Genomic DNA, 15727 nt, shown 5'->3' with positions numbered 1-15727 from the left:
TATGTTCGAACGAGACCGGTCCGAACGTGACCCGGCCGAACGTGACCGTGACGAATCCGGGCGGCCGCGCAACGCCCGGCCCCGCGACGCGCTGGGCCGTCCGCTGCCGCGGGGCAGCCGCGGCGTGCCCACCGTGCCCGAGGATCTGCAGTTGCCGCCACCGGAGTCACTCGCCTACGCGCAGCGCCTGCTCGACGAGGGGCGGGCGTTCCACGCCCACGAGGTGCTGGAGGCCGCGTGGAAGACCGGCCCCGACGACGAGCGGATGCTCTGGCAGGGGCTGGCCCAGCTCGCGGTCGGGATCACCCACATCCAACGCGGCAACCGCACCGGTGCGGCGGCGTTGCTGCGTCGCGGCGCGGGCCGGCTGGGTGCGGCGACACCGCGCCACGACGTCGACGTGGCGGGGCTGATCGGCTTCGCCGAGCGGCTCGCCGAGCGGGTCGACGCCGGGGCGGCGATCCCGGCCACCCAGCTGCGGCCCCGGCTGGTCAGCCGCCCAGCTCCCACCCAATCGTGAAGCCGTGGTGCAACACCAACTCGGCCAGCAGGTCGGTGCGCCGACCCAGCGGCCAGCACCGGGCGGTGAACGCGGCAATGCCGAAGATCGCGACGTTCAGCGAGGTCTCCGGGGTGGTGCGCGACCGGTACACGATCGCGTCGAGGGGATGCGGATCGGCCGGCGTCGGCGGCCACCAGCGGTGCACCGCGTCGGCGAGCCGGTGGCAGGTGCGCCACACCGCCGGGTGCTGGCCGGTGCTGATCTGATCGTCGAGGTCCAGCAGGTCCAGGTTGCGTTCGGTGCGCAGGTCGAGCACCCGCAGCGGGCGCGCTGCCACCAGGCGGGTGATCTGCTGGTCGGCGTGGTCGGCGGGGATCAACAGCCCGGTGCCGCGGTAGCGTTCGCGGGCCGCGCCGGGCAGCGTCGACCCGGCGTAGCGGGTGCGAAACGCCCCCGACTCGGGGTCGAACCGGAACCGCGGGGTCGCGAACCCCGCCCAGTCCCAGGCCTCGGGCCCCTGGGCCTCCAGCCGCCACAGGGTGGTGCCCGCCGGCAGGCGCCGCCGCGCCAACCCGGAGGGGCGCTCGGCGGGCAGCGGGCGGCGGTAGCCGGCGGCGAGCTCAGGCACCGAGGGCGGCCAGCAGCGTCCGGGCGGTGGGCGCCCGGTCTCGGTGGCGCAGCGCCTCGACGATCGAGTCGCCGTCGAGGTCGTCGCGGCTCAACCGCATGATCCGGTCGGCGGCCAGCGCGTCGTCGGTGAACCGGCCCAGCAGCTCCAACAGTTCGGGCAGGTCGGCGCGCAGCCGGTCCCCGTCGAACTGCCACGCCGGGAACCAGGTGCGGTTGCCCACCGGCGCGCCCAAAAGCTTGCCGCGGCTGCGCAGCCGGTGCACCGCCTGCGGAGAGGAGAACCCCAACCGACGCTGAACGTCCGGGGTCGGCAGGGAGCCGGCCGTGAACTCGGCGACCAGCGCGGCGTTGCGCTGATCGTTGAGGCTCTGGGCGGCAACGCGTTCCAGCGTTCCCGACGGGGTGGTCGGTGCGGTGAGCAAGGTGTCGAGCACCTCGGCGAACTCGGCGTCGCGGCGCGCGCGGTCGGCGATGCGTTCGGCGAGGGTGGCGGCGGTGGACATGACATCAGCCTACCCGGTGCACCGACATCGAAACAATCGAAACCGTCGTGGGGGAGGTGTATTGAGGTGTGCCCGGGCGGTCGAGCAGGATCAGGCCATGGGTCTTCTGCGTTCCTCCCGCGCCGTGCTCACCGACGACGACGTCGCCGCCGCTTTGGGCCGCGCCGTGCGACTGATCACCCCACTGCTGGGGATGCTCGCCGACACCGACCCGCTGGGGCTGAAGGCGCGCACCCACGACGATCCCGCCGCCGACCGGGCGCCCGCCGGACCCGCGGTGCTCGAGTCGGCGCTCGAGTCGATGGTCGACGGCGCCGCGTGGGTGATCAACGTCGCCCACGCCCCCGGCACCCGGGCGTGGGACGGCATGGACGTGCGTCACCGTGCCAACTGGTGGGTGCGCCGGGTCGGCGCGCTGAACACCCTCGCGGTCGCCTCGCCCCGGTCGTTGGGGTTGCTGAGCACGTTGCTGCCGGTGCAGCCGATGCTGGGCTTCGCCAACCAGGCGCTGGTGCTGTGCGCCGTCGCCCGCGAACACGGTGTCACCGACCCCGCGGTGTGTGTCCAGCTGCTCGCCGCGGTGCTGTGTGGGCGCAGCCTCGACCGTGACCTCGCCGAACGTCACCTCGACCCGGACGGGGACGTCGAGGAGCCGCGTCCCTCGCGCAACCCGATCACGCTGATCCGCACCTGGTGGCACCTGGCGGCGGTGCTGCGCGGGATCGGCGACGAGTTGGACCGCCGCCCCCAACCGCGGCGGGTGTTCCGCCGGCTGTCGGTGCTGCCCGGTGTCGGCGGGGTGGCCGCCTACCTCGGCGAATACGGGGCGCTGCGCCGTGCCGCGAAGGCCGCCACCGCCTACCTGGGCGCCTACCAACAGGCCCGTCCCGATGCGGTGGGGCTACCAGAGGTTGACGGTGGGCACCCCGAGGTCGACGGCGGCGTCGAGCAGAGCCCGGTCGATCTGACGTAGCGCCTGCACCGCCCCGGCGACCCGCCGGTTCTCGGTGTCCGGACCGGCGGTCGGGGTGGCGAGGGCTTCGGCGGCGTCGAGCAGATCGGTGGCCGAGCGCAGCCCCCGCGGATCGCGGCGCTGCAGGTGGGCGATGAGCGCGTCGATGTTGGCGCGCGTCTGGGCGGCCGCGGCGGCGATCAGGTTGGTCACCTGCCGGGATTGTGTGGTGGGCACGGCGCTGGCGCGGGCGAGCGCCCGCGCGTAGTGGTCGCAGGCGTTGACCAGCCGCAGGCTGCGGCGCATGGTGTTGCGCCCCGCGATCCCGGCGATGCCGACGGTGACCGGTTTTGCGGCGGTGCGGAACTGCTGCAGCTGGGTATGCACCCGGCGGGCCTGATCGGTCGGGTGCACCGTGTCGCCGGCCAGGGCGGCCACCGAGGTGTCCACCGATTCCGACAGCGCGGTCAAAAACGCGCACGCCGCGTCGCGGATCGCGGTTTTGGTCCGTGTCGGCAACACCAGCAGCGCGACCCCCACCCCGATGACCGCACCGATCGCGGTCTCCTCGATCCGCAGCACCAGCACGTCGAGGCTGAACTGGCCGAGCAGCCCGTACAGCAGCGCCAACACGGTGGTGATCCAGAAGATCATCAACGCATACGACACCTTCATCAGATAGAAGGCGGCGAACAGGCAGACGAAGATCAGCAGCACCGCCGCGCCGGGACGCCCGGAGACCGCGGTGGCCACCAGCACCCCGGCCGGCACGCCGAGCACGGTGCCCAGCAGCCGCTGCCAGCCCTTGGTGAGGGTCTCGCCGAACGAGGTGGTGCCGGCGAAGGTCACGAACGCGGCGATCACCGCCCAGTACCACCGGGCCGGGGAGAGCGCCTCCCCGGCCACGATCGCCAGCGACACCGCGACGGTGACCTGGATGGCCTGCCGGGTGGTCGGGCGCATGCCGTCGCCGTCGGGCGGTTCGGGGGCCGATTGGGTGGCCAGCGGGGCGGCCGGGCTCGCGCTGCCCCGCTCGGCGAGCTCGCGGATCCGGCGGATCACCGCGACCGCGTCGGTGACCGCCATGCCGACGCGGCGGGCATACAGCTCGGTGCCGCGGGTGCCGGCGGGATCGGCGGTGATGAGCGGGCGCGCCGCCGCCTCCACCCGGTCCAGCCCGACCGAGCGCGGCACCCGCATCTCGGCGGCCAGATCCGACAGCACCGCGGCGACCTGGGACCGGGTGGCCGGCGCCAGGTCCGCACCCGCGGCGCGTCCGGCGGTGATCGCGACCCGCTCGAAGGTCAACTCGGCGTCGAAGAGCCGCAACGCCAGGTCCGCGCCGTCGACACCGGGCCACACCAGCGCCGGATCGACCTTCTCCTCGATCTGGGACTGCGCCATCAGCGCGGTCTCGTTGAGCCGGGCCACCCGCACCGCCAGCCGTCGTCGCCGACGCTCATCGTCCGGGCCGGCGGCGACCACGTCGGCGGCGGTCTCGGCGACGATCGCCATCCGCGCGCGCAACGCCCGCACCGTACGGTGCAGCACCCGCTCTGGGCGGTCGGGCAGCAGGTAGCTGCTGATCAGCAGGGTGCAGGCAGCACCGACCGCCACCGCCGCGATCAGCCACGGCAACTCGGCGGGGGTGGCCTCCAAAAACAGGGTGAAGAAGTAGGTCATCACCGCGACCATCCCCAGCGCCATCCCGCGCGGGCCGAAGCGGCGCACGTACACCGCGACGAACGTGATCGCCACGAACACCACGTCCGCGGCGATCCAGTGCGGGCCGAGCAGACTGGCCACGGTGATCGCCGCCGCCGCCGGAACCGGCAGCAGCAGCAGCGTGATGCGCTGGCGGCGCGGATCGGGTTCGTTGACCGCGCGGGCGGAGATCATCGCCACCACCGCGCCGAGCACGGACACCGTCACCGGCGCCCCGGTCGCCAACGCCAACAGGTAGAGCACCCCGAGGGCCACCCCCAGCGCGATCGTGGTGCGAATCGCGGTCTGCAGCCGCAACAGCCCCGGATCCGAGCCGACCGCCCAGGTGCGCGCCTGCTCGACCAGAAAGCGTCCGGCCACCGGGCTCAGCGCACCCCCACGGCCGGCGCCGAGAACCCCACTGCGACCGGCCACCGCGCCCCTTTTCCGCCTCGATCTCGCCCGGCACAGACTGCCACGCGTGCCCTGTCCCATGGTGCACCGCCGGGCCGCTACGCTTCGCAAGCGTGACCGAGCCCACCGTGTGGCCCCTCGCCGACGGGCGTGAACTGCTGTTTTTCTCCCTGCCGGCTCACGTGCCGGCACCGGTGGCCGACCGGCGCCCGCTGCCGCCGCGCCGCGAGCAGCCCACCGAGTTGCGCTTCGACCAGACCACCGGAGCGTGGGTGATCATCGCCGCCGACCGCCAGGACCGCACCTACAAGCCGCCCGCCGACCAGTGCCCGCTGTGCCCGGGACCGGGCGGGACCACCAGCGAGATCCCGGCACCCGACTACGACGTGGTGGTGTTCGAGAACCGGTTTCCCAGCCTCGCCGGAGCCGGGCCGATCAGCACGCCCCGCGCCCCGGGGTTTCACACCGCGCCCGGCAACGGCCGCTGCGAGGTGATCTGCTTCTCCGCCGACCACACCGGCTCCTTCGCCGACCTGCCTTTCGCCCAGGCGCGGTTGGTCGTGGCGGCCTGGCGGCAGCGCACCGCGGCTCTGCTGGCCGCCGACGGCGTCGAGCAGGTGTTCTGTTTCGAGAACCGCGGCGAGGAGATCGGGGTGACGCTGTCGCACCCGCACGGCCAGATCTACGCCTACCCGTACCTGACGCCGCGCACCGCGACCATGCTGGCCCGAGCCCGCGAGCACCGGGACCGCCACGGCGGCAACCTTTTCGCCGACCTGTTGGCGCGCGAGGTCGCCGACGGAACCCGGGTGATCGCCCGCAGCGCGACGTTCACCGCGTTCGTGCCGTTCGCGGCGCGCTGGCCGGTGGAGGTGCACCTGTACCCCAATCGGTGGGTGCGCAACCTCACCGAGCTCACCGAGACCGAACTCGACGAGTTCGCCGCGCTCTACCAGGAGGTGCTGCGCCGCTTCGACGCGCTCTACGGTGCGCCGCTGCCGTATATTGCTGCGCTGCACCAGTATCGCGACAGCGCTGCGCAACGCGACGGCTACTTCCACGTCGAGTTCCTCTCGATTCGCCGCAGCGCCACCAAACTGAAGTACCTGGCCGGGTCGGAGTCGGCGATGGACGCGTTCATCGTCGACGTCACCCCCGAGTCGGTGGCCGCCCGGTTGCGGGAGCAGGCCCGGTGACGGTGCGTTACGCCGCGCCGGGGCGGATCAACCTGATCGGCGAGCACACCGACTACAACGGTGGGTTCGCGTTGCCGATCGCGTTGCCGCAGCGCACGATTGCCACCTTCATCCCCGGCGACGCCGACACCGACAGCGTCACCGCCTACAGCGACCATGCCGAGGAGCCGGTGCACATCGCGCTGGACACCGCCCCGGGCGCGGTGAGCGGATGGGCGGCGTATGTGGCCGGGGTGATCTGGTCGCTGCGCCGCAGCGGCTACGCCGTACCCGGGGGCCAGCTGGCCGTGGCCTCCGACGTGCCGATCGGGGCGGGGCTGTCGTCGTCGGCGGCGCTGGAATGCGCGGTGCTCGGCGCGTTGAGCACCGCAGCGGGTCTGACCATCGACCGCACCGAGGCGGCCCGCATCGCCCAGCGCGCCGAGAACGACTACGTCGGCGCCCCGACCGGTCTGCTCGACCAGCTCGCCGCGCTGTACGGGGCGTCGGCGACCGCGCTGCTCATCGACTTCCGCGACGTCGCGGTGCGCCCGGTGACGTTCGACCCGTACGGTCACGCGGTCGCGTTGCTGCTCATCGACTCGCACTCCCGCCACGACCACGTCGGCGGGGCGTACGCCGCCCGGCGGGCCTCCTGTGAACGCGCCGCCGCCGACCTTCAGCTCGCGTCGCTGCGGGAGGTCGACGACGTGGCAGCACTCGAGGGGGTCGCCGACCCGATCGACGCCCGGCGCGCCCGGCACGTGGTGACCGAGAACCGTCGGGTGCTCGATTTCGTCGCCGCCCTCGCCGATGCGGATTTCGTTGCCGGGGGGCGGCTGTGGACTGAGTCGCACGCCTCGATGCGCGACGATTTCGCGATCACCACCGCCCACATCGATCTGATCGCCGACACCGCCGTCGACGCCGGGGCGCTGGGCGCGCGGATGACCGGCGGAGGGTTCGGCGGCAGCGTCATCGCGCTGGTGCCCGAGGCGCGCGCCCGCGAGATCGGCGCGGCGGTGCGCGCCGCGGTCGTCGCCGCCGGGTACGCCGAGCCGACGATCACCCGCACGTTCGCCGCCGACGGCGCCGGGCTGTGCCCCTGAGGGCCCGATAATTCGTGTGCCGGCGGGGTCGGTGGGCCTGGCAGGCTGACCCCATGACGACGCCGGCGGAGACTCCGAACGTGCAGTCGACCGGGGTGCTGGTGGCGCGCGTACTGGCCGCGGTGATCGGCACGCTGGCCACCATGTGCTGGTTGATGCTGCTGTCGCTGCCGATCCTGTCGCTGCTGCACTCCTCGGACCGCAGCTACGATCCGCACGGCTACGGCATGGTCTTCGGGATGCTGATGTCGGTGCCGGCTGCGGTGGTCGCCGCGGTGATCATGCCGTTCGCGCTGCCGCAGCGGTGGTGGGTGCGCGGGTTCGCGGTGACGTTCGCGGTGGCCGGGGTCGTGGAGGCGGCGCTGTTCGCGGTGCTGTACGTGCTGAACCCGTGAATCAGATCATGTCGTTGCGGGTCAGCCAGCGCATCACCGGCCAGCCGACGAACACCGGCAGCCAGCAGGTCAACACCCGGTAGAGCAGCACCGAGGGCACCGCGACCGCGGCGGGCACCCCGAACGCCGCCAGCCCACCGATGAGGGCGGCCTCCACCGCGCCGACCCCGCCGGGGGTGGGGGCCGCCGAGGCGAGCGTGCCACCGACCATCGTGACGATCGTGACCGTGACGAACGTGGTGCCCCCGCCGAACGCCTCCACGCTGGCCCACAGCGCCAGCGCGGCCCCCAAGGTGGTGCCGGCGGCGCCGAGCACGATCAACGCCAGCCGTTGCGGTTCGCGGGCGAGGGCCACCAGGTCGGTGGAGACCTCTTTGAGGCGCGGACCGATCGCCTCGGCCATCCAACGGCGCAGCTTGGGCACCAGCAGGAACGTGCCGATCACGCCCAGCAGCGCCCCGGCCGCCAGATACAGCAGGGTCGCACTCGGCACGAAATGCGACAGGTCCGCCGAGACCCCGGCCGCGGCACTGAAGAAGATCAACAGCAGCACGTGCACGATCACCTGCACCGACTGTTGCAGTGCGACCGCGGCGGTGGCGCGGGTGGTGGTCAGCCCGCCCTTCTGCAGAAAACGGGTCGACAGCGCCAGCCCGCCGATGCCGGCCGGGGTGCTGGTGGCGGCGAAGGTGTTGGCCACCTGCATGATCGTCAGGTTGCGGAAGCTCACCGCCCCGTTGGCGCAGGCCCACAGTGCGGCCGCGGCCCCCACATAGGTCAGCGAGGAGACGGTCAACCCGACCAGCGCCCACCACCAGTTGGCGGTGCGCAGCTGGGTGAAGAAGGTGGGCAGGGTGCTGATGAACGGGTAGGCCACGTAGACCAGGGCCACCAGCAATACCAGCTGGATGACCTGGGTGCGGGTGAACCGGGTGACGGTGGTGGCCTGGATCTGGTCGGTGTGGGTCTGGCGTTTGACCTCGTCGCGGGTGGCGGCGATAGTCGCCTTGGCGTCGGGCAGGCCGATGCGCAGCCGTTTGGGCACCGCGGTCTTGGTGAGCCGGCGGGAGGCGGTCAACACCGCGTCGCGGCCGAAGATGCCGATCGCCGCGCCCACCGCCGACTGCGGGTCATACAGCGCCGCGGTGGTCACCAGCAGCTGGGCGACGTCGGAGTCCAGCTGCGCGTCGGTGGCGCCGTACTCGGCGCTGCCGAACCCGCCGAACAGCACCGTGTCGTCGGCGACGGTGATCTCGCAGGCCCGCAGGTCACCGTGGGCGATCTGCTCGGCGTGCAGCTCATGCAGCGCCGACCAGACCGCGGTCACCGAGGTGGTGTCGGTGCATTCGCTGATCGGCACGCCGCGCGGCGGGGTGTGGGCGTGCAGGGTCCAGCCGCGGTCCAGGGCCGCCACCGCCAGGGTGTCGGTGTTGGCGACCTCCAGTTGGTTGGCGGCGACCATCATCAACGCCCGGTGTTCGACGACGCGGCGCATCGAGGCGTGCAGCGGGGCGGTCTCGGTGTCCCGCAGCCGCAGCTTGCGCCAGATCTGGCGCAGCGCCCCGCCGCTGCGCTGGTTGGGCCCGTAGAGCCGCACGGTGGCCTCGGCGTCGGCGGTGGAGGTGGCCGCCAACACCAGCGGGCCGGGCCCGGCCGGGCGGACCACGGCCATGCTGGCCACCGGGTAGCCGCGCCGGTTGAGCGCGCGGATCGCCCCTTCAACCGGCACCTCCAGGGCCGGGGTGCCGACCACCAGGATCACCAGCGCACCGACGAACCAGCCGGTGGCCAGGCCGAGCACCGAGCGGGCCGGCACCACCGCGCTGATCACCAGGTGGATCGGGATGAACGCCAACAGCAGCGTCCACCAGGAGTGCCGCCAGCGCGGCGGCAGCCACGGCCCGGACACCGCGACCATCGCGGCGAGCATCGCGATCCAGCGCGGATCGTCGCTGAACTGCGCCAGCATGGTGTCCAGCCGGTCGGACAGGTCGAAATGCCAGCGCGGGGCGGCGAAGCCGTTGCCGCCGACCGACAGCGACACGAACGCTCCGACCGCGGCGACGGTGTAGGCGCCGAGCAGCTTCCACTGCCGGTTGACGATCATCCCGATCAGGATCACGAACGGCAGCGCCACGATCGCCAACCCGTACACCAGGTACACCATGTTCGCCTGGGTGGGGGAGAGCACTTTGACCAGCCGTGCCACCGAGCGTTCCAGCACGATCCATTCCCGGCGGGTGATCAGCGAGCTGGCGATCACCGCGGCGAGCACCACGGTGGCGATCGCCAGCCGCAGGATGTCGTTGGTGCGGCGGTTCAGAGGCTGCAGCAAGCTGCCGGTAACGGCGATGTCGCGCCCGTCAACTCGCATGGTGTCTTTCGGTCCGGTCGTGCACCTGTCGGCGCCTTGCCGTCAACTTAAACGGCGCTGGTCTGCCGGGATGAGGTTACCGGGCCGGTGGGCGTGGCTGGGGGAGGCTGCGATCGGTCCCCGCACCGGTTGTGTCGCGATCAGGCCGCCGGGGCGACCCCGCGGCAGGTGACGGTGACCGGGTCGCAGAGCACCGGCCCGGTCGTCCAGCCGCCGTAGTAGCCGGGGATGTCCCAGGTGGGCATCAGCGGTCCGTCGTAATACGGATTGGGCATGTAGCGGCAGGTGTCGAAGGCCGCGCAGGGCGGGTCGGCGTGCGCCGGCGGGGCGGGGGCCAGGGTGGTCAGCAACGCGGCGCCGGCCAGCAGCGCCACATCGATGACGGTGCGTGCATTCATGGCCCCATGGTCGCGCCGGGCTCTGACAGTCAGTCTGCGCGCAGCTCGACGGGGTGCTGCCAGGCGGCGCCGCTGACGTCGGTGAGGATCAACGCGTAGTCGTGACCGGGGCGCGCGGGGGCGCTGGGCAGGGTCAGCTGCGCCTTCGCCCCCAACGGCACCACCAGCGCGTGCGCGCCGGGCGCGACCGGCGCGAGGTAGCGGTTGTCGATCACCGCCGGGTCCAGTGCGGCCAGGTCGTCGCCGTCGAGATGCAGCAGCGGCTGGCCGGTGGCGGTGTCGAGGACGTCCAGGCCGATGAGGAACGCGCCGTACACGTCGGCGCCCTCGGTGCGATACAGCTGAAAGCGCAGGGTGTCGTCGGTGAGGGTGGCGTCGGTGATCTCGATCCGCGGGGCCACCGACTTGTTGTGCAGCGGCCCGTACACCCCGCCGTGGAAGAACTGGTTGGTGAACAGCGTCAACGCGGCGATCGCGGCGGTGGTGCCCAGCACCGCCGGGGTGCGCAGCGGGATCGGGCCCGAGGCGAGCCAGGCGAACCAGCGCCGCTCGCCGAGGCCGGGGCGGCGGCCCACCAGCAGGCGGTCCAGGGAGTAGCGTCCGCCGCCGGAGAGGAACAGCATGAACCCGGCGGCCACCCCGAGGATGCCGATCTGCCATTCATCCAGGCAGGTGGTGCCCAGCCAGCCGGCGGAGAGCAGGATTCCGAACGCGAACGAGAACACCCCCACACTCATCAGCCGGGTGCACAGGCCCAGCATGATCGCCGCCCCGACCAGGCCCTCGGCGATGGTGAACACCGTCATCGCGGCCTGCAGCAGACCCGGGTGGGTCAAAAGGTGCTCGATGATCGGGCCGATCCCCAGCGCGTTCGGCAGGAAATGGTTGAACTTCTCGCCGATGTAGCCCGGCAGGTCGGGGTTGAGCTTGTCCTCCAGGGCGACGCGGCGCCAAAACGCCGAGAAGTAGGTCCAGCCCACCACCAGGCGCACCGGCAGGGTGATCAGCGCGGCGGTGTCGAAGCGGGCGGTCCGGGCGTTGGCGGTGTCGGCGGTGTCGGCGGTGTCGGCGGTGGTGTCGCTGGGGTCGGTGGTGGCGGTCATCGCCGTCCTGCTTACCGACTTTCCGCGGGGTTTCCCAACTGTGGTGGGCAACGGCGCGTCGAGTAGGGGTTCACGCGGGGTTTTCCGCGGGGTTCGCGCGGGGTCACGCACAGGTTTGTTACATGGCGGCGGCCGATTCGCCGCCTGCGCCGCCGTGAGTGCACAACCCTCCGCGGTGGGCCGCCGTGAGTGCACAACCCCCGGTGCTCGGCGCCCGGGGGCTACCGTGCCCGGGCGCTAGGCGGGCGTCGAGGTGGAGTGGGCGACGCGGCGACCGCCGGTGCTGCGGCGACGCGCGGGCCGCGCGGCACGCTGCTCCGATTGCCCCTGGTGTGTCCCGCGCCCACCGCGGCGGCGGCGCGGTTTGGCCGACGCCGGTGCGGGCGCCTGTTTGGGGGCGGGCGCCTGATACGGCGCGACCTGCCCGACCAGGGCGGTCACCGACTCGGAGTCGGCGTCGACCTGCTGGGGGCGCGCGGTGATGGCGGCCTTGCGCAGCAACGCGGCGGTGTCCTTGCGCTGTTCGGGCATCACGATCGTGACGACGTCACCGGAACTGCCGGCCCGCGCGGTGCGCCCCGAGCGGTGCAGGTAGGCCTTGTGCTCGACCGGCGGGTCGACGTGGACCACCAGTCCAACCTCATCGACGTGCACACCGCGGGCAGCGATGTCGGTGGCCACCAGAACCTTTGCGGTCCCGGCGGAGAACGCCGCCAGGTTGCGGTCGCGGGCGTTCTGGGAGAGGTTGCCGTGCAGATCCACTGACGGGATACCGGCCTCGGTGAGCTGGCGGGCCAGCTTGCGGGCCTGATGTTTGGTGCGCATGAACAGGATTCGCCGATCGGTGCCCGACGCCAGCCGTTGCACCAGTTGCTTTTTGGCTGAGGCGTCGGCGACGTGGAACACGTGGTGGGTCATCGCCGCCACCGGTGAGGTGGCCTCGTCCACGGCGTGGGAGACCGGGTTGCGCAGAAAGCGTTTGACCAGTTTGTCGACCCCGTTGTCCAGGGTGGCCGAGAACAGCAGCCGCTGGCCGCCTTGCGGTGTCGCCGCGAGGATGCGGGTCACGCCGGGCAGGAATCCCAGGTCGGCCATGTGGTCGGCCTCGTCGAGGACGGTGATGCGCACCGATTCCAGGCTGACGAGTTTCTGGCGCATCAGGTCTTCGAGTCGGCCGGGGCAGGCCACCACGATGTCGACGCCGTTGTTCAGCGCGCTCACCTGGCGGTTCTGGTTCACCCCACCGAAGATCGTGGTCACCCGCAGGTTGCGGGCCGCGGCGAGCGGCGCCAGGGCGGCGGTGATCTGGGTGGCCAGCTCGCGGGTGGGGGCGAGCACCAGCCCGGTCGGGCGTGCCGGGGTGCGGGCGCCGGCGTCGAGGCGGGCGGCCAGCGGGATGGAGAACGCCAGCGTTTTGCCGCTGCCGGTCTTGCCCCGACCCAGCACGTCACGGCCGGCGAGGGTGTCGGGCAGCGTGTCGACCTGGATGGGGAACGGGGCGGTGATGCCGGCGTCGGTGAGAGCACCGACGATCGCGGCGGGAACGCCGAGATCGGCAAAGGACGGTTGCGAAGTCATGTAAACGGAGTGCCTTTCAGGCATCGGGTGTGCCGGGCGCTGGTTCACCATGCGCGGCACAGATGGCGAGATTGCCGGTGGGCAAAATCGATCGCCGCGAAAAAAGCTTGTGCGGGAGCACGGATCATCGATCGGGCCGCAGTGTGTGGGCCGGGCTAGCTGATGATGAAGCGTTCCACGACGTATCGGCGTGGTGCCGACGTTGGTGTCACTCTATCCGATCCAGCCCCGACGCGGGGTGCCCGCACGGCGCTGCGGCGGCAAGTGTGAGCGATCACACGTACCGTCACCAGCGGCGACTACGATCCGCGGAGGCTGTCGCCGACTCGGGTCATGTATTACGGCGGAAGACCGTCGGGGTCACGCCCACACGTTGCTTGAACGTCGTCGAGAAGTGGCTGGGGTTGGAAAACCCCACTTCAGCGCTTATTTCAGTCATCGACAAGGCAGAGTTGGTCAACAGCGTCTTCGCGCGTTGAATCCGTTGGTCCAGCACGAATTGATACAAGGTCGTCCGGAATGTGTTGGTGAACGCCCTCCGGAATTCGTGGACATGCATGTCCACGAGCTTTGCCAGCGATGCGAGATCAACGTGGACGTCCGGGCTGTCGTGCAGAAATTCAATGATCCGATGTTGTTGTACCCGATTCAGCTCCGGGGCGCAGGCGTCGGCGACGGGTATGGCTTCGCTGAATCGGTCTCGGATGTGCAGACACAATCCTTCGACGATTGATTCGCGCAATAGTCGGGCGAGAACATCGTCGCGCTCAGCGAGGTCGGCGATTCTGTCGGTCATGGTGTGTAGTAAACGATCCTGCTTCGCCAGTACCGGCTGAAGACGGGCATCTCCTAGTATCGAGGTCGGTAGCGTCAGTTGAGTGAACTCGCAGTCGGCCGTTCGGGCTGACGCAGTGGAACGGTAGTCGGCGGGGATGACCCACACGTCGCCTGTGTGGGGCGCGGCCTTGATCGTGGGACGGCCCTCGAAGTCGACCGCCTTCTCGGATGCGATGCCGCGACGCCAAATCAAAATGTTGTGCTGGGGTCTTGAAAAAGACCAAGTGACAACATCATCGGAACTGGTTGTCACGAAACGGAATTCGACCCCACGCGCGACGATGTCGGGTTCGACGCCCTCGGAGTCAGGCCGATGTCTACTCATGGCCACCGGCATGTGCTGTCGAGGTCGCGTGCGATCCACATCGAGCCAGGCTAATCCACCCGCAGGTAGGGTCGCGGATTTCGCAAGTTTCGCCCCTCTTTTTCGAAAGATGTCTGGACGTTAACTATGTATCGTCTCGGCGATGCAGGTTGGAAGCTGTGAACACGGCTGCCGGGTGAGGAAGGAAGATTTGTGAGCGCGAGAGTGATCGCCACGCTAGTAGTGATGTTCGGTGGTGCCCTCAGCGGTGCCGCGGGCGCGCACGCGGACGACATGGTGGTCCGGGACGAAAACGGTATCCCCTGGAGTTGGGCCGACGAGGAGGCGTGCCTGAGGGATGGCCCCGATACTCACCTGGACAATGCGTCGGACGACGACTTCCTCAAGTACTGGTACTGCGAGCAGCACGAGGACGGCCTGTGGTATCTGCACAACACCGATAGCCCCACTGACCGCGTCGGCGCCCCTTAGGGACGGGAGGACTACCGATGCGCAGATTCGCAGTGATCTTCATCAGTCTCGCAGCGCTGGGATTGCTGGCGGCGTGTGGCAGCGAAACGCCCGCGAAATCACGTAAGCACAGCGAGGCGCCGCAGCTGACCTCGAACGTGCAATATTGTGCGCAGAACCGGGACCCGAAGTGTCCGACGGGCAGCTACCACGGCACCAACGTGGCGCTCGCTCCGACCAGCGGCTACTGGGATGCAGACGGAAATCCGGTCAACGGCGGTCCGATGGGCGCCAACGGGTCCAAGAGGAGCAACCTCTCCCAGGAATACTGCGCGCGGAACAAGAGCGCCGGGTGTCCTGTGGGCAGTTATGTCGGCCCCAACGCGATCAGAAATCCTGATGGCAGCCCGGGTTACGTTGTGTGCGAGGGATCGATCTGCACCAACCCCAATTATGGTGGTGCGGACAGCGGTGGCTTTTGGGATGTGAACGGTAACCCCATCCACGGCGGGCCGATGGGCGCCAACGGATCTACCGGAAACAATCACACCCAAGAGTACTGCGCGCGAACCGAAGACCCCAGTTGCCCGGTGGGCAGTTTCGTCAGTGCCGATGCGATCAAGAACCCGGATGGCAGCCCGGGCTATGTGGTCTGCGAGGGCACGATCTGCACCAACCCCAATTATGGCGGCGAGGACCCCTCATTCGACGACTCCTGCGAGGGCACCATCTGCACCAACCCCAACCACGGGGGTAACGATTCGCCGAACGGGCCTGCGTCGGAAAGTGATCCGGCCGATGACTCCCCGGTTCCGGATGTCGATGTGCCCGATGATGTGCCAGCGCCTGGGGATATGGACGACCCTGAGGATCCGTCGTTCGACGATCCTGTCCCCGACGACGGTGACAGCGACGGCACGACTCCAGCCGACGACAGTGATTCCGGGGATGTTTCTGTCGACGATGAGTAGTAGCGCCCGCGGGCCGATCCATATTCGCGGACACGGCGGAATGAAGTGTCAGGATGTGGCGGGCTTGTCGTTCACCGATTGTGGAGCGGCGGGCGCAGAACCGATTGCCGTCGGTGCACACCCGACAACAGGGAATGAAGTCGTGTCCGCTCAGCGCAGGGCGACACCGGGGGTTGCCCGCGGCGCCACGGGTGCGGGATACCCCGGGACCTGGGCCAGCCCCGGGGTGGCGGGATAGGCGGGGCTGGCGGGATACGCCGGGGCCGGCGCCAGACCGGGATTCGCCGGGTAAGCCGGTGTGCCGGGG

General features: G+C 70.5%; 15 protein-coding genes. 7 read left to right on the top strand and 8 right to left on the bottom strand.

Annotation, left to right across the window (positions count from 1 at the left end):
• Window position 1: 1 nt before the first annotated feature.
• Complete coding sequence (locus B8W67_RS09070) at window positions 2-520, top strand: DUF309 domain-containing protein (protein WP_085303584.1); 519 nt, start codon at window positions 2-4, stop codon at window positions 518-520.
• Here the strand turns inward: B8W67_RS09070 and B8W67_RS09065 are convergent.
• On the bottom strand, window positions 492-1130 hold the full coding sequence (locus tag B8W67_RS09065; protein ID WP_085303582.1) for an RES domain-containing protein: 639 nt from the start codon (window positions 1128-1130) through the stop codon (window positions 492-494). The two genes, B8W67_RS09070 and B8W67_RS09065, sit on opposite strands and share 29 nt — an antisense overlap.
• Window positions 1123-1635 carry a hypothetical protein gene (locus tag B8W67_RS09060; protein ID WP_085303580.1) on the bottom strand — a complete coding sequence of 171 codons (513 nt, stop codon included), beginning with the start codon at window positions 1633-1635 and terminating at the stop codon, window positions 1123-1125. Before B8W67_RS09060 ends, B8W67_RS09065 begins: the two co-directional genes overlap by 8 nt.
• A gap of 97 nt (window positions 1636-1732) precedes the next feature.
• Between B8W67_RS09060 and B8W67_RS09055 the strand changes: the two genes are divergently transcribed.
• A complete protein-coding gene (locus tag B8W67_RS09055; RefSeq protein WP_109561746.1) occupies window positions 1733-2608 on the top strand; it encodes a hypothetical protein in 876 nt (291 codons plus the stop codon).
• On the opposite strand, the gene B8W67_RS09050 is transcribed toward B8W67_RS09055, so the two are convergent.
• Entirely contained in the window at window positions 2537-4672 is a 2136-nt protein-coding gene (locus tag B8W67_RS09050; RefSeq protein ID WP_234806713.1) for an FUSC family protein, read from the bottom strand. The genes B8W67_RS09055 and B8W67_RS09050 overlap by 72 nt on opposite strands.
• 146 nt (window positions 4673-4818) lie before the next feature.
• Between B8W67_RS09050 and galT the strand changes: the two genes are divergently transcribed.
• Genes galT through B8W67_RS09035 form a run of 3 tightly spaced genes read left to right on the top strand, consistent with a single transcriptional unit; the run spans window position 4819 to window position 7384 of the window.
• Window positions 4819-5901 (top strand): galactose-1-phosphate uridylyltransferase, encoded by a 1083-nt coding sequence (galT, locus tag B8W67_RS09045; RefSeq protein ID WP_085303576.1) that lies wholly within the window; start codon window positions 4819-4821, stop codon window positions 5899-5901.
• Complete coding sequence (locus B8W67_RS09040; protein ID WP_085303574.1) at window positions 5898-6989, top strand: galactokinase; 1092 nt, start codon at window positions 5898-5900, stop codon at window positions 6987-6989. Before galT ends, B8W67_RS09040 begins: the two co-directional genes overlap by 4 nt.
• Window positions 6990-7042: 53 nt before the next feature.
• Window positions 7043-7384: a hypothetical protein gene (locus tag B8W67_RS09035; RefSeq protein ID WP_069391766.1), complete on the top strand. Its 342-nt coding sequence runs from the start codon at window positions 7043-7045 to the stop codon at window positions 7382-7384.
• A gap of 1 nt (window position 7385) precedes the next feature.
• Here the strand turns inward: B8W67_RS09035 and B8W67_RS09030 are convergent, their stop codons facing one another.
• The 5 genes from B8W67_RS09030 to B8W67_RS09010 form a co-directional block, all read right to left on the bottom strand.
• Window positions 7386-9758 (bottom strand): lysylphosphatidylglycerol synthase transmembrane domain-containing protein, encoded by a 2373-nt coding sequence (locus B8W67_RS09030; protein ID WP_069391765.1) that lies wholly within the window; start codon window positions 9756-9758, stop codon window positions 7386-7388.
• A gap of 140 nt (window positions 9759-9898) precedes the next feature.
• On the bottom strand, window positions 9899-10156 hold the full coding sequence (locus tag B8W67_RS09025; RefSeq protein ID WP_085303572.1) for a hypothetical protein: 258 nt from the start codon (window positions 10154-10156) through the stop codon (window positions 9899-9901).
• 29 nt (window positions 10157-10185) lie between these two features.
• The gene (locus B8W67_RS09020) at window positions 10186-11259 is read right to left on the bottom strand and encodes a TQO small subunit DoxD (protein WP_085303571.1); all 1074 of its coding nucleotides are present in this window, start codon (window positions 11257-11259) and stop codon (window positions 10186-10188) included.
• A gap of 237 nt (window positions 11260-11496) precedes the next feature.
• The gene (locus B8W67_RS09015; protein ID WP_085303569.1) at window positions 11497-12837 is read right to left on the bottom strand and encodes a DEAD/DEAH box helicase; all 1341 of its coding nucleotides are present in this window, start codon (window positions 12835-12837) and stop codon (window positions 11497-11499) included.
• A gap of 331 nt (window positions 12838-13168) precedes the next feature.
• The gene (locus tag B8W67_RS09010) at window positions 13169-14038 is read right to left on the bottom strand and encodes a helix-turn-helix transcriptional regulator (protein ID WP_234806710.1); all 870 of its coding nucleotides are present in this window, start codon (window positions 14036-14038) and stop codon (window positions 13169-13171) included.
• A 186-nt stretch (window positions 14039-14224) separates the two neighbouring features.
• Between B8W67_RS09010 and B8W67_RS09005 the strand changes: the two genes are divergently transcribed.
• Both B8W67_RS09005 and B8W67_RS09000 read left to right on the top strand, forming a co-directional pair.
• The gene (locus B8W67_RS09005; RefSeq protein ID WP_085303636.1) at window positions 14225-14470 is read left to right on the top strand and encodes a hypothetical protein; all 246 of its coding nucleotides are present in this window, start codon (window positions 14225-14227) and stop codon (window positions 14468-14470) included.
• Between the two features lie 17 nt (window positions 14471-14487).
• Entirely contained in the window at window positions 14488-15420 is a 933-nt protein-coding gene (locus B8W67_RS09000) for a mesocentin (RefSeq protein WP_085303567.1), read from the top strand.
• Window positions 15421-15727: the final 307 nt, after the last annotated feature.

It is taken from the genome of Mycolicibacillus koreensis (assembly GCF_002104795.1).
Taxonomy (GTDB): Bacteria; Actinomycetota; Actinomycetes; order Mycobacteriales; family Mycobacteriaceae; genus Mycobacterium; species Mycobacterium koreense.
The sequence above is the reverse complement of the archived record's forward strand: the minus strand, read 5'-3'. Positions and strand labels throughout refer to the sequence as shown.

Excerpts from the sequence above, each read along its gene's own strand:
- B8W67_RS09070 (WP_085303584.1), top strand. The coding sequence starts at position 2 with ATGTTCGAACGAGACCGGTCCGAACGTGACCCGGCCGAACGTGACCGT.
- B8W67_RS09060 (WP_085303580.1), bottom strand. The coding sequence starts at position 1,635 with ATGTCCACCGCCGCCACCCTCGCCGAACGCATCGCCGACCGCGCGCGC.
- B8W67_RS09055 (WP_109561746.1), top strand. The coding sequence starts at position 1,733 with ATGGGTCTTCTGCGTTCCTCCCGCGCCGTGCTCACCGACGACGACGTC.
- B8W67_RS09035 (WP_069391766.1), top strand. The coding sequence starts at position 7,043 with ATGACGACGCCGGCGGAGACTCCGAACGTGCAGTCGACCGGGGTGCTG.
- B8W67_RS09030 (WP_069391765.1), bottom strand. The coding sequence starts at position 9,758 with ATGCGAGTTGACGGGCGCGACATCGCCGTTACCGGCAGCTTGCTGCAG.
- B8W67_RS09025 (WP_085303572.1), bottom strand. The coding sequence starts at position 10,156 with ATGAATGCACGCACCGTCATCGATGTGGCGCTGCTGGCCGGCGCCGCG.
- B8W67_RS09020 (WP_085303571.1), bottom strand. The coding sequence starts at position 11,259 with ATGACCGCCACCACCGACCCCAGCGACACCACCGCCGACACCGCCGAC.
- B8W67_RS09015 (WP_085303569.1), bottom strand. The coding sequence starts at position 12,837 with ATGACTTCGCAACCGTCCTTTGCCGATCTCGGCGTTCCCGCCGCGATC.
- B8W67_RS09005 (WP_085303636.1), top strand. The coding sequence starts at position 14,225 with ATGTTCGGTGGTGCCCTCAGCGGTGCCGCGGGCGCGCACGCGGACGAC.
- B8W67_RS09000 (WP_085303567.1), top strand. The coding sequence starts at position 14,488 with ATGCGCAGATTCGCAGTGATCTTCATCAGTCTCGCAGCGCTGGGATTG.